General features: G+C 36.4%; 13 protein-coding genes. 5 read left to right on the top strand and 8 right to left on the bottom strand.

All coding sequences use genetic code 11. The features are described from left to right. Positions 1-8: 8 nt before the first annotated feature. From CES88_RS12035 to CES88_RS12020, 4 genes are read right to left on the bottom strand one after another with little or no spacing between them, the layout of a single operon-like run. A complete protein-coding gene (locus tag CES88_RS12035) occupies positions 9-1,280 on the bottom strand; it encodes a TRAP transporter large permease subunit (protein WP_290734669.1) in 1,272 nt (423 codons plus the stop codon). Continuing rightward, positions 1,274-1,768, bottom strand: coding sequence for a TRAP transporter small permease (locus CES88_RS12030; RefSeq protein ID WP_290734667.1), 495 nt, complete (start codon positions 1,766-1,768; stop codon positions 1,274-1,276). The genes CES88_RS12035 and CES88_RS12030 overlap by 7 nt, the downstream gene beginning before the upstream one ends. Then, a complete protein-coding gene (gene dctP / locus CES88_RS12025) occupies positions 1,765-2,739 on the bottom strand; it encodes a TRAP transporter substrate-binding protein DctP (protein WP_290734665.1) in 975 nt (324 codons plus the stop codon). The genes CES88_RS12030 and dctP overlap by 4 nt, the downstream gene beginning before the upstream one ends. Before the next feature lie 15 nt (positions 2,740-2,754). Beyond that, positions 2,755-3,738, bottom strand: a complete 984-nt coding sequence (locus CES88_RS12020; RefSeq protein ID WP_290734663.1) for a TRAP transporter TatT component family protein — start codon at positions 3,736-3,738, stop codon at positions 2,755-2,757. 358 nt (positions 3,739-4,096) lie between these two features. Between CES88_RS12020 and CES88_RS12015 the strand changes: the two genes are divergently transcribed. Beyond that, entirely contained in the window at positions 4,097-4,306 is a 210-nt protein-coding gene (locus CES88_RS12015) for a hypothetical protein (protein WP_290734661.1), read from the top strand. 11 nt (positions 4,307-4,317) lie between these two features. Here the strand turns inward: CES88_RS12015 and CES88_RS12010 are convergent, their stop codons facing one another. From CES88_RS12010 to CES88_RS12000, 3 genes are all read right to left on the bottom strand, one after another. Then, a complete protein-coding gene (locus CES88_RS12010; RefSeq protein WP_290734659.1) occupies positions 4,318-4,794 on the bottom strand; it encodes a hypothetical protein in 477 nt (158 codons plus the stop codon). A gap of 107 nt (positions 4,795-4,901) precedes the next feature. Then, a complete protein-coding gene (locus CES88_RS12005) occupies positions 4,902-5,561 on the bottom strand; it encodes a Maf family protein (protein WP_290734657.1) in 660 nt (219 codons plus the stop codon). Further along, complete coding sequence (locus tag CES88_RS12000; RefSeq protein WP_290734655.1) at positions 5,548-6,954, bottom strand: hypothetical protein; 1,407 nt, start codon at positions 6,952-6,954, stop codon at positions 5,548-5,550. The genes CES88_RS12005 and CES88_RS12000 overlap by 14 nt, the downstream gene beginning before the upstream one ends. 178 nt (positions 6,955-7,132) lie before the next feature. On the opposite strand from CES88_RS12000, the gene ileS reads away from it, so the two are divergent. From ileS to CES88_RS11985, 3 genes are all read left to right on the top strand, one after another. Continuing rightward, a complete protein-coding gene (ileS, locus tag CES88_RS11995) occupies positions 7,133-10,264 on the top strand; it encodes an isoleucine--tRNA ligase (RefSeq protein WP_290734653.1) in 3,132 nt (1,043 codons plus the stop codon). A 145-nt stretch (positions 10,265-10,409) separates the two neighbouring features. Then, positions 10,410-10,913 (top strand): hypothetical protein, encoded by a 504-nt coding sequence (locus tag CES88_RS11990; RefSeq protein ID WP_290734651.1) that lies wholly within the window; start codon positions 10,410-10,412, stop codon positions 10,911-10,913. Positions 10,914-10,967: 54 nt separating this feature from the next. Further along, positions 10,968-11,801 (top strand): hypothetical protein, encoded by an 834-nt coding sequence (locus CES88_RS11985; protein WP_290734649.1) that lies wholly within the window; start codon positions 10,968-10,970, stop codon positions 11,799-11,801. A gap of 48 nt (positions 11,802-11,849) precedes the next feature. Here CES88_RS11985 and rpsU read toward each other — a convergent pair whose 3' ends face one another. Continuing rightward, positions 11,850-12,080 (bottom strand): 30S ribosomal protein S21, encoded by a 231-nt coding sequence (gene rpsU, locus CES88_RS11980; RefSeq protein WP_290734648.1) that lies wholly within the window; start codon positions 12,078-12,080, stop codon positions 11,850-11,852. 139 nt (positions 12,081-12,219) lie between these two features. Here rpsU and CES88_RS11975 point away from each other — a divergent pair, with 139 nt between their 5' ends. Next, on the top strand, positions 12,220-13,518 hold the full coding sequence (locus CES88_RS11975) for a replication-associated recombination protein A (protein ID WP_290734646.1): 1,299 nt from the start codon (positions 12,220-12,222) through the stop codon (positions 13,516-13,518). Positions 13,519-13,564 lie beyond the last annotated feature (46 nt).

Here is a 13,564-nt window from a genome sequence, read left to right as displayed (position 1 = left end):
ATTGAATTCTAATTCCCTTCACCAATTAGCATTAAACTTAAGTCTGGAACATAAGTAATAATTGCGAGTGCTACTAGTAACAGAAGTAGAAATGGGAAAGACGCTTTATAAAGTTCCGTCACAGGCTTCTTGAACCTAAATGATGAAATAAATAAATTTATCCCCACAGGAGGTGTAATATATCCAATTTCTAAATTTGTTAAGAAGATAATGGCCAAGTGTACAGGATGAACTCCAAACTCTTGAGCAATTGGAACGATCAGCGGAACAACGACAATAATTGCGCTAAAAATATCCATTAAAGAGCCAACAATTAATAAGAAGATATTTAAGAATAATAAGAATGAATACTTATTAGTTAAAAACTCTCTCATGAAATCTAAAATATGCATTGGAATTTCTTCATCAACTAGATAATTTGTAAGCCCGAGAGCACAACAAAGAATAAGTAGAATTCCACCAACAAGACTCATACTATCAGCAGTTACTTTTGGAATATCTCTTATAATATGAAGATCTTTGTAAACAAAGCATTCAATGATTAAAATATAGAAAGCTGTGATTGCTGCGGCCTCTGTTGCTGTAGTGAAACCTCCATAGATCCCAACAAGTACACCCACAGGAAGAATTGCCTCAAAGAAGCAACCTTTGAAAGCGGCTATAAGCTCATTAAGTTCAAACTTCTTATGATTTGCCGACATTTTTCCATTCTTAATAGACCATGCTGAAAGAATCACTATCAGTAATATTCCAGGAATTATTCCTGCGAGAAAGAGTTGATCAATATCAACCTTTGCAACTAGTCCATAGAGAATAATTGGAAGTGATGGTGGAAAAAGAAGACCAAGAGATCCTGAAGTTGTAATTAAACCAAGACTAAACTTCTCTGTATAACCTTCATTCTTTAAAATTGGAAAGAGAAGACCTCCAAGAGCAATAATTGTCACCCCACTCGCTCCAGTGAAAGCGGTGAAGAAAGCACAGATAACTAAACTGACGATTGCGACTCCGCCAGGTAACCATCCTAGAGCAGCCTCAGCAAAACGCAGAAGCCTTTGCGGAGACTTTGACTCGGCCATAATGTAACCAGCAAAAGTAAAAAGCGGAATAGTTAAAAGTGTTGGAGCCGAAGATAACCTATAGATCTCAACAGCAACTGCAGAGGTTTGAACATCAGTGAAACTAAATGCTGTTAAGGCAGCTAGGGACATAATCACAAACAGCGGAACCCCTAAAATTGCCAGTAAGATAATTCCTAAAAAAGCAAAAATTTCTAACATGCTCTTTTCCCATTAAATGAATTTATAAAAATATAGAAAAATCTATAAGCAATTAGACCAAAACCGATTGGAATGATAGCAACAAGGTATCCACTTTCAATTCCCCAAAAAACAGGCTTTCCATACTTAAGCTCAACAATAAGAAAGTTATAAGAAGCGTAGATCAACCAAGATAAAGTAAGAAAGGATGCAAGAGAGCCCACTCTCTTTATCCAATTATAAAGAAGATCATTGTGAATAGACTCCAAGTACTTACCTAAAATATCTATCCCTATATGAGTTCCACGACCAGTAGCGAGGACTCCCCCTAGGAAAGTACTTAGGAAAACTAAATGTCTAACAAAAGGTTCAATCCAGTGCAGAGTAAGGTTAAACCATCGAAGAACAATTGCTAGAACACTTAAACTCAACATCAAAAGGACACTTACAAGTAGTGTCCAAGTTGAAACTTTTTCAATAATTTGATCGAGAAACTTAAATAATTTCATTTTAAATTATTCTCCAATTGATTAAGAGCCTCTGCTGAAAAGAGATTACCTTTCAACTTACTGATAACTTCTTTCCTAAGGATTTTTCCTCTTTCCACATCTTCTTTAGAGAATTTTAAAAATTCAATCCCTTGAGCCTTCATTGCAGACAGAGCATCGTTATTATCTTTTTCATTTCCAGCATTAACCTCTTGAACATATTTGCGAGCAATATCTTCAACTGTCTTTCTATATTCAGGACCAACTTTTGCCCAAGCTTTGTCAGACAATAAGAAAGCTCCAACCGAGAATGATATTGGAAGATCGATAACATATTTAATTTTTGTATTCCATTGAAGAGAGATTATCCCTAGTGGTGGAGCATAAGCTGCTTGAATAATACCTGTTGAAAGTGAAGAGAGAACATCTGGAAGAGGAAGTGGAACCGATACAAACTTCATTGTTTCGATCATTGTCGAAACGAGTTTATCTCCTTCCCATGACCAAATTTTCACACCCATCATATTTTTTAATGAATCTGTTTTTGTCTGAGAAACGAAGTAAACATTTCCAATTTCAAAGAATCCAAGATTTTTAAACTCATTCTTTTCAAACTTCTTATTAAAGAATGGCTCCATCTTTTCAACAATCCCAAGCGCCTTCTTTCTATCGTGATAGAAAGTAAATGGAAGTTCAATAACTCTAACGTCTCCATTAATATCTCCAAGAGTTTTTCCAGTAAAAATCCCTCCGTGAAGCTGCCCTACTCTTATCTTTCTAAGAACATCTGGCTCGTCTCCCTGAGACCCTCCAAAATAGAATTTAATTTTTACTTTCTTATTTGTTTTCTCTCTAATTTCCTTCGCCATCTTCTTTAAGCTATTGGACCAATTAGTTCCTTCAGGAGCGAGAACTCCTACTTTTAAAGTCACAGCAAGTGTATTGACACACAAGAGAAAACTGAATGCAATTGTCGTAATAATTTTTTTCATTTCTATCACCTATGTTTAAAATAAATCTTCTTCAAATTTCTTAATAATTTCATATCTCTTTATGGCCAAGGATTGATAAAGTCTAAGTCTTGGCTCACTAAAGTCCTTTTCTATTGGACGATTTGGCTTTCCCAATAACTCTTTATAGTGCTTGCGAAGAGCTGTCTCCATAAAGTACTTTTGCGACTTATAATCATCTTCTTCCAACATTGGAATAATATAATATTGTATAAATGCTACTCTTGCTAACCAGTTATTAGGCTGTTCAGCAATTAATTCAAGAAAAATTTCCTTTCCCTTTTCTGGATTACCACCAAGCATTTTTGGACGAGCTGCTTCATAAGTTCCGTAGAATATTTTACATGTTCCAAAATTAATTGTTGGCTCATTTGCACAAACCCAATCAAACATGCCTTTTACTATGGGAAGATTTGCAACGAGAGTCATATCCGTCTTCTCTAAATTAATCATTCCCCCCAGGGCCTGAGCAGCGAAGAGAACTCCTTCATAATTAAGCATATTCTTCGAAAGGTGGTTATCTAAAACTTCAACTACTCCACCATCTTGATTTTGTGATCTAACCAGAGTATCCCAAGAAATACCTTCACTTTCTAGGAACCTTAATCCATAACCGAAGGCCTTCGCATAATTATAAATGGCCTGATTCTTATTTTCACTCTTGATCTTGTCTTGATAATAATCTTTTAAAAATAAAGTTTCATTCACAGCGAAGGCATAACCTGTGTAACCTTTAATTGCTGTAACCAAAAGTTCGCTGTCACTTGGCTTTAAATGAAGGAGACCATCAATGAGAGTGAGGTTTGCTAAAGTTCCATCTTTAAAATTCTCCCAATTCCCCTGAGTCTCTAGCCCTTTCGTTGCCTCATACATCAAGCTTCCTGTTGTCCCAACAGCGATATTTTGTACTGTTCCACAGCTATTTAAGAGTAAAAGTGTAAAAAGTGACAACACCTGGAGAAATAAATGGCCCTTAGTCATAAAACGTCTTCCTTTTTGACAATATTTTTTGATTTACCACTCTAGATTGCCCTAGATTTCAGCTATTTACAACTCACCGCGTAGGCGGTCAGATCTTCCTCTTGCAATAGGTGTATTTTTTGGCAAAATGTGTTAAAATGTCTTAAAAGAAACTCGAGCAATCGAGTTAAGTTTAAACAGTTTTTGACCGATATGGTTCAAGATATAGCAATTATAGGCTAAAGGAATTGCCGTTGTTAAAAAACTTGAGAAAAGGCCTACGTGCCGACCTAGGTTCACCAATTAAGTAGCTTGACTTCTTATAAGTGTGATCTGAGGGTGAACAAAATTCAGACACACTAACTAAGGAGAAAGTTGCATGAGCACTTCTAATGAAATTAATCACACTACAGACTCAGAGATCAAGATTGACTCTAAGAACCTTACACGCATTATTAAAAGATCTGCGGCGCCAAGCCTAAGTGTAAAGCCTTCAAGATCATTTAATAGAGTTAAGAGTTTAAGACCAAGAACTGCAGTTGGGATTAAAAAAACGACGATTTCAATTGAGGAATTTCAGGATAAGTAGAGTTGAGGTTTTTACCTACTCTCTTTTCCTAGTCCTTTCTTATCAAAGCTTTCTTGTAAGCTCTTAATTGCCTTTGTCCTCTCCGAATCTAAATCTTTAATATTCTTTTCAAATACCCAAGTAAGATATCTCTTTCTTGCGAGAAATAAATTATTAACATAAGTCGTTTGCAAGGCCTTCAGCTCTCTATAACAAAGACTTCTCTCTTGATCGCTAAGTTTATTTCCACCGCCATCTTTAGAGGCACTTGCCACTAAAATCAAAGAAGAGAACTCTCCGTTACAAACCTTTCTCTTATGATCAAAGAAGTTTTCAAGATCTTCTTTTAAATCTTCTAGTTCCCCAATAAAATTATCAGGGGCAACTTCTTTAATCTTAGAAATTTTTCCATGTATTTCATTTGTATATTCAAAAGAAGATTTCTTCGCTTGCGCAAAAGAAATTTGAGTATAGAGAATTATAAATATAGGGATTATTACTTTCTTCATTTACCAGCTAAGTTTTTTAAGTTCTCTTAAATAGTAATCGATATTCTTACGGTATGTAAAAGTGAAATAAGGAGAAAAGTCCTTAACCTTAGATTTTACTATCTTATTTAAGACTCAAAGAGCTCTCTCCACTCTCCATTTATTGATTTCTCATGTCCTAAGAATTTTTTAAACTCACGCAGAAAATCAGAAATGGGAAAGCCAACCACATTGGAATAAGACCCTTTGATATTTGAAATAAAACTCAAACTACGCCCTTGGATTCCGTACGCACCTGCTTTATCTAGAGATTCTCCACTCTCCAAATAATTATCCAACAAATCCTTGTCTATTCTCTCAAATGTAACTTCACTCTCACAAGAGAATACTTTCTCGTGAACCTGCCCTTCACTATCGACAAGAGTAAAGAAAACTCCCGTCAAAACTCGGTGCTCCTTTCCTTCTAATTCAAGTAGCATCCTCTTTGCATCTTCGATGTCTTTAGGTTTTCCATAAACTTTCTTTCCAAGAGTTACAATAGTGTCTGAGGAAATAATAAACGGAAAGAATTCTTTTCCAAACTGAGCCTCTTTTGAAAGAATATTAAAAACATCTCGCCCCTTTAGCGCCGCAAGATCTTCTGCAATCTCTGCAGGAATTAACTTTTCAGTAATTTCCTCAACGTCGGAACTCTTCACTTCAAAAGGAATATTGAGCCATCCAAGTAATTCTTTTCTTCTAGGACTACCACTTGCTAAAATCAATTTCATTTTCTTATTTAATTTCATTTATAATTTTCCAGAATTTTTTCTTAGTACTATTTAAAACTTCTTTACCACTATCTATATTAATATTTAAGTTCTTTCCTCTTTGATATTCAACTAATGCACGATTAAAGAATGTTGCTGAATAACTCATATCATTACTCTTTTCTCCCATGCCCTCTAGTTTCTCCCTTAGTCTTTGAGACGCGAGAAGATTTGATGTCTCCATCCTTCGTGTATACTCCTTAAGAAAATTAAATCTAAGACTTAAATCACTTTTTGGATTATCGAACGAACCCCACTTTCTATAACCAAATTCTCGGGCGAGAACTCTCTCGTCATTAGTTTTTGTAAGAAATTCACTATACTCCTTAAGCAGGAGTTCCCTTGCTACAAGTATCGTAGGGATTCTCTTCGTCATAAGCTCACCCATATGAAAAAGGCTACTCTCTTCATAAGATTCTATTTCTCTTCCCTTCGCACCTAATTTATACCAAGTACTCTCTTCAATTTCTTTAACATCTTTATTGTCAAATCCCCTATAGTAGAAATTTACGGTCGACTCTCTAGCCTCGCCAACAAGTCCAAGTTGCTCCAGGCTTCTTCGCTTAAGAAAACTCTCATTACCAATTAGAGATATAAATTCTATATTTAAAGATTCACCAGAAATAGATCCATTCGGAGAAACAAGAAAAGCGAACGTTTTTCTCTCAGGAAAATACTTATTATTTTCTTCGATCAATTGATTTAGCCTCTTATACTGGTTAAGGGTACTCTTACTCTCGGCAATTGTCGCGATGAGATCTTCTTCATCATAATCAAGATTTTCCGTTACGGGGAGAGCTTCATAGAAACTCATAGGAAGAAATAAAGCATCAGTTTCTCTCTCATTCGTTTCGCTAAACTTTGCTCTCTCTCTTGAAAGCCAAAGGATATTACCTGAATTAATTCTCGCGTGGATGAAGTTTGTTTTCTCACCAATATTTAGTTCTTTAAAAGTTATCGAAGAATTTGGAGAAAGCCTCACCATTGTTCCATCAAAGAGAAAAATCCAAGCATAACTATCGTCTGCGGTGTGAACTTCGTCCCCCTCTAAAACTGTAGAGCGAAACTGTCCATTGTAGAATCCGACTCCGCGGTAAAAGCGACACTGCCCAACGCAATGAAGAACTTTTCCCACTTTCTCGTGTTGATTTTTTTCCCGAGCAGTCTTCTCCCAGTTCGGCCATTTATCTTTTAACTTCACATCCCGAAGCCAGAGATCATAGTCAATAAAATCTACAGGATCTAACTTATCCCACTCAATCATGCTCTTATTCATGCCCTGATAATAGTAATTCTCCTCATACTTTTTTCCCTCAGCAAAGATTTGCAAAGAGAGCAGGAGGGAAATAGTGAGGATAATTGAATTTTTCATATATAAAGTATCGGAATTTAAGTATTTCACTCTAAGTTCATCGCCCTATTTAACACTTTCCGGCAATTATTGACTGTTTAGAACGCAGAGCGAGAATAAGCTATTAATTTCATAAAGAATTTGGTAGTCTTTTGCCCTTAAAAACCACTAATTTCTAAAATTAATTTGGAGCCATTTCGTGTCAGAATCAGAGAATTCAAATCAAGAGAGTTTTTCATTTGTTGGAAACGAACATAATATTTTAGCTTTTTGGAAAGAGAATAATATCTTCAAGAAGTCACTTGATAAAACTCGCGATAAGAAGCCTTATATTTTCTACGACGGTCCTCCATTTGCAACAGGACTTCCTCACCACGGTCACCTACTCGCCTCAACTTTAAAAGATATTGTTCCAAGATATTGGACAATGAAAGGCCGCTTCGTTGAAAGACGTTTTGGTTGGGATTGTCATGGGCTACCTGTTGAACATGAGATTGATAAGAAATTAGGAATGTCAGCTCAAGATGCAGTTGAGAAACTTGGAGTAAAGGCCTACAACGACGAGTGTCGTGGCATCGTTCAAAGATATACTTCTGAATGGGAGAAGACTGTTTCAAGAATTGGCCGTTGGGTTGATTTTGAAAATGATTACAAAACAATGGATCCAACATTTATGGAATCATGCTGGTGGGTTTTTAAGCAGCTTTGGGAAAAGAACCTTGTTTATCAAGGTACGAAAGTTGTTCCTTTTTCAACTGCACTCGGAACAGTTCTTTCTAACTTTGAAGCATCATCAAACTATCAAGATGTTCAAGACCCAGCAATCACAGTTCTATTTAAAGTTGATGGTGAAGAGAATACTTACTTTGCAGCTTGGACAACTACTCCTTGGACACTTCCGTCTAACCTGTGTCTTTGTGTTGGTGCAGATATTGACTACGTAAAAGTAAAGGATGAAGACAAAGACCTTTACTTCTATCTTGGAAAAGCTAGGCTTGAGCACTATTCGAAGAAGAGAAACTTAACAGTTGTTGAAGAGCTAAAAGGGAGCGACCTTAAAGGAAAGACTTACGAACCTCTCTTTGACTTCTTTTCCGAGTTTAAATCAGAAGGTGCCTTCCAAATCTTAAATGATGATTACGTTACGGTAGATGATGGAACGGGAATTGTTCACACTGCCCCTGCCTTTGGTGAAGACGATAATAGAATAATGAAAGAAGCTGGCATCGATGCTATCGTTTGTCCTGTTGATGATGCTGGAAAGTTTAAGGCCACAGTTGCTCCTTACCAAGGAGTTCATGTAAAAGAAGCTGATAAGCAGATCATCAAGGATCTAAAAGATAATGGTAACCTCTATGAGCAATCAGTTCTTGTACATAGTTACCCATTCTGTCCTAGATCAGATACTCCACTTATCTATAAATCAATTCCTTCTTGGTATATTAAAGTTGAAGAGAATATTGAAAAGCTTCTTGAATCTAACTCTCAAATCAATTGGGTACCTGGACACATTAAGGCCGGACGTTTTGGAAAGTGGTTAGAAGGAGCAAGAGACTGGGCGGTATCTAGAAATAGAGTCTGGGGTACACCTCTTCCAATTTGGAGAAATGATACAACTGAAAATTGTATTTGTGTTGGTTCTATTGAAGAGCTTAAGAAACTCTCGGGTGTTGAACTTGAAGACTTACACAGAGAACACGCCGACGTTGTGACTTTCACAGTTTCTGGAGAAGAAGGTACCTATAAGAGAATTACTGAAGTTTTTGATTGCTGGTTCGAATCAGGTTCAATGCCATACGCTCAACTTCACTACCCTTTTGAAAACAAGGAAGTGTTTGAGCAAGGATATCCTGCTGAATTTATCGCTGAAGGTCTCGATCAAACAAGAGGTTGGTTCTATACGCTAACAGTTCTTTCGACTTCCCTATTCAATAAGCCTGCATTTAAAAATGTAATCGTTAACGGTCTTGTTATGGCGGAAGATGGTAAGAAGATGTCTAAAAGTCTTAGAAACTTCACTCCTCCTGACAATCTAATGGAAGAGTATGGAGCTGATGCTCTGAGACTCTATCTCATCAACTCAGGACTCGTACGCGGAGAAGAACAGAGATTCTCTGATGCTGGCGTTAAAGACATGGTAAGACGTGCGCTTCTTCCTTGGTTTAATGCATTTAAATTCTTTCAAACATACGCTGAAGTTGATGGATGGAATGTTACTTCCAACTTCAAAGAAGGCGATAATATTGTTGACCAATGGGTTGTCTCTAAACTTCAAACAATGAAGAAAAATATTGCAAAAGAAATGGAGGAATACAAACTCTACAATGTTGTTCCTGCACTCTTTAATTTTATCGAAGATCTAACAAATTGGTATATTAGATTAAATAGAACTCGTTTCTGGGGAGAAGGTTTAAGCGATGACAAGTGCGCCGCCTACTCGACTCTTCACTACGTACTTACAGAAATTTCAAAGTGTATGGCACCATTCACTCCATTTCTTGCAGAGTACACGTATGCAGAACTTAAAAAGTTCAACGCTAATGAAACAGAGGCTTCGGTTCACTTATGTGATTACCCGGTAGCGCAAGAAGATAAAATTAAACCAAGACTTGAAGACGCAGTTGATAGAATGCAGCAGCTTATTCTTCTTGGAAGGCAGAAGAGAAATCAAGTACAAATAAAAGTTAAGACTCCGCTTGCGAGCCTGACTATTATTCACAAAGATCAATCTCTACTAGATGAAATCTCTAAGCTTGAATTCTATATTCAATCAGAACTTAATATTAAAGAAATTAAATACTCTACTCATGAAGATGAATTCATCAATCTATTTGCTAAACCGAACTTTAAAGTTCTCGGTAAGAAGCTTGGGAAGAGAATGGGGCCATTTGGAAAATTGATTCAAGGCCTAAGCGCTGATGACTTAGCTGTTTTTGAAGAGAAAGGTGAAATCACTTTAGATGGAGAGAACTTTATTACTGAAGATATCGATATCTTCAGAGAAGCCAAAGAAGGTACTCAGGCCCTATCAAATAGATATATCTCTATCGACATGGATGTAGTTCTAACAGAAGAACTTCTTGAAGAAGGCCTGGCGAGAGAAGTTGTAAATAGAATTCAAAGGCATAGAAAAGAGAGTGGATTTAATATCGACGATAGAATCGTGATCGAATTTAGTGGCGATGAGAAAGTGGTTTCTGCAATTTCCAAGCATAGTGCTTATATTGCCAAGGAAACGCTTAGTAATTCAATTGCTCAAAATGACTCCATAACTGGAGAAGAATTCCAAATTGAGGAGCAAAGCCTTAAATTGTCTATAATTAGAGCCTAAATAATATCTCAGGAGGAATATTTCTTCCTCCTGATTTTCGATACTTGACTATTTTTTTCAAAATTTAATCTAAAATTGAGTGAGAAACTGCCGAATAGCATTAAACTATGTCTATGTAAGGAAAAAATCTTCCTGGAGAAAACTTATGGCCTGCTCACACCCTTTTAAGGGACAAATTAAACTTGTCTCAGGATCTCAAAGAAAAACCGTATTAAACTTTGACCTCCCTGTAAAAGAGGCCTCCTTTAGCGACTTTCTCATGTGCTCTCACTCAAAGCTAAAGTTAACAAAAGAAGAGAAGAGAGAATTAAGTTTAGACCATAGAAAAATCATTCAACAATACCAATCCCTTGATCCCAAAACATTATTAGAATACGTAGAAGAGTTTGTAAGCGCTCTTCCAGAAACCAGTAAAGATGTAAAAGTTTCTTCACAAGACTTCGGAAGCTATATCTGTCTCTCGGCAATTTCGATGGGTAAGATTCCAAAGACTATAAATATTTCATTTGATCTTACAGATGCTCCTACAGGGCTGGTTCCACTAAAGCTAAGTAAGAAACTAGGGCAAAAGAATATATCGGTAAACTTCCATTACAGTGAAGATTCCTGGGTTGCTCCATTTAAAGCTCTTTATAAGGCCGCTGCTTAAATCAAGCGGCCTCCAATCTTTGACAAAACTCCTTATTAAATCAACAATAGATTAGTGAAGACAATCATTTCTACTCTATTATTACTTCTAGTAGTAAACTCAACGTTTGCTCAGTACTCCTATTACAACATAAAAAAATCTGACGTTCTAATGAGTAAAGAAAGCTTTAGAAGGTATGCTACTCCACAAATTAAAAGTATTATTAATGAATTCTTTCACGTCCTAAAGAAAGTCTCTCCCGAGTCAGAACCTGTTATAAATATTAGAAGAAATCTTCGCCAGCTCTATATTGAATCAGTGGAGCTTACGAAAGTTTGCGATCAAAGAGATATTGAAAGAAACGTCCGCTGCCATACACAAATAGCAGACTTTGGAAGAAAGTTAAAACTCTACGAAGCGAAACTATATTCAGAGGTTTCAAATTTTAAATTTATTCCCTCTATGATTGATGACTCACTCGCCTTTAATAAACTTCTCAATGAACTTATTTTGACTAACTCTAAAGTGAATCATAGATTTGATGAATTCAAAATGTTACGAGAAACAGATTTTCAAAGATTCTCTACAACTCCAGCAGATATTGAAAAAATTATTTACAATTCCTTAGAAACAGTTGATTTAAAATTAAATATTTTCGTCGATCATGATTACCGAGTTGAGTACGACAATGTATGGTCATCTTTTATAAAAATTTTAGAACAAAGAATTTTAACTCCCAATGATAAAGAGTATCTCCTTACTCATCTAGAGCGTTTGAATATTGACTGGAATAGTTTTCATAAGAACATGACCAAAGGAAATTATGAAATCCCCTTATCTAAAGTCAAAGTCACAAACATCATGCACAATAGATGGAACTCAATTTTAAAATTAATTCTTAGAAGATAGTTTTTTTAGGCAAAAAAAAGCCCTCAAAAAGAGGGCCCTATATTTCAACTAGATCTTAGATGTTCTTCTCATCTTACTTGCAGATTTGTTTCTACGTTTCTCTGCAGCCTCGAGCTTCTCAACTCTACAGATAGAAGGCTTCTTGAATTCTTTTCTTTTTCTGTACTCACGTACAACACCAAAAGCTTCGCAAAGTCTCTTAAACTTTCTTAGAGAACGTTCTGCTCCAAGTTTGTCATCAATTGAAATGTAAATTGAATAATTCTTGTCTTTTGCCATTTGAAATCACCTCCCCTTCGGCTTGATTTTACCTTCCACTGAAGGCCTTGGACCCAAATCAGGGTCTAGCTTTTATAAGTAGCATAAGTTAGGATGCAACCAATCTAAAGTCAATAGTTTTCCATAGTTGAGTGTAGAAATGGATAATAATAATAGCAGTAACTTACAGTCAGACCTATTTTCAAGTACTTCTAAGAATAATGCAAGTAATAACACGCAAAGCATCAATTCCCCCCTTCCATTTAGGGCCAGACCTACTAACTTTGAAGGCTACTTCGGGCAAGAGCATATTTTCTCTAGATATAAATTTCTAAAAGAAAAAGACTTTCCAAGTCTTGTTCTCTGGGGACCTCCAGGAACAGGAAAGACCACTCTCGCTAATATCTTAGCTGCTAATAGCGGATTAGAGCTCTACAACTTCAATGCTGTCTTAGGCGGAGTCAATGAACTAAAAAAGCTCATCGCGACGGCCATCCAACTAAGAGAAGACTTTGGAAAAGAGTCGATTATTTTTGTGGATGAAATCCACCGCTTCAATAAAGCTCAGCAAGATGCTCTCCTCCCTTATGTCGAGCAAGGCAGTTTTAAGTTTATTGGAGCAACAACAGAGAACCCTAGAAGTTCAGTTAATAAGGCACTTCTCTCTAGAGTACAAATTATTGAACTAAAGAAGTTAAGCGAAGAGAACCTCACTTCAATTATTAAAAATGTTGCAACGAAGTTTCATATTAAAATTAATGAAGAAGCTGTTCATTTCATTGGAGACTACTCTAATGGCGATGCACGAAATGCCTTAAATATTTTAGATGTTATAGAAAAGAGCGAAATCAACTCTGGAGCAGAACTCACACTCAAAGAAATCAAGCCACTCGTTCTAGAGAATGCCAGAGAGTACGATCGAAATAAAGATCGCCACTACGATGTTATCTCAGCCTTTATAAAGAGTATGAGAGGAAGTGATCCAAGTGCAGCAATACTCTGGCTTGCTGTTATGTTAGATGGAGGCGAAGATCCAGTCTTTATAGCTAGACGACTAGTTATCTTCGCATCAGAGGATGTCGGAAATGCTGACCCTACAGCTCTAAACGTAGCGACTTCCTGTTTACAAGCAGTCGCACAAATAGGAATGCCAGAAGCAAGAATTAACCTTGCACAAGCAACAACCTATCTGGCCTCAACAGTAAAGAGTAATGCTGCCTATAATGCGATTAATGAAGCTCTAAGTTTTGTCGAAAATAATCAAACGATCCTTGTTCCTGATCATTTAAAAAATTACCCGCCTAAAGATACTAAACCCTATCAATACCCGCATAGCTTTCCTCATCACTTTGTCGAGCAGCAGTATGCACCAGCGGGAACTCCTAAATTCTATCAACCTACTGAAATTGGTGTTGAAAAGAATATTAAGGACCGCTTATCCAAGCTCTGGAAGAGTTAATTGTCTAAAATTCATACATATAATTATTACTGAGAAAGAGGAAATT

The organism is Halobacteriovorax sp. JY17 (genome assembly GCF_002753895.1).
Lineage (GTDB): Bacteria > Bdellovibrionota > Bacteriovoracia > Bacteriovoracales > Bacteriovoracaceae > Halobacteriovorax.
The sequence above is the reverse complement of the archived record's forward strand: the minus strand, read 5'-3'. Positions and strand labels throughout refer to the sequence as shown.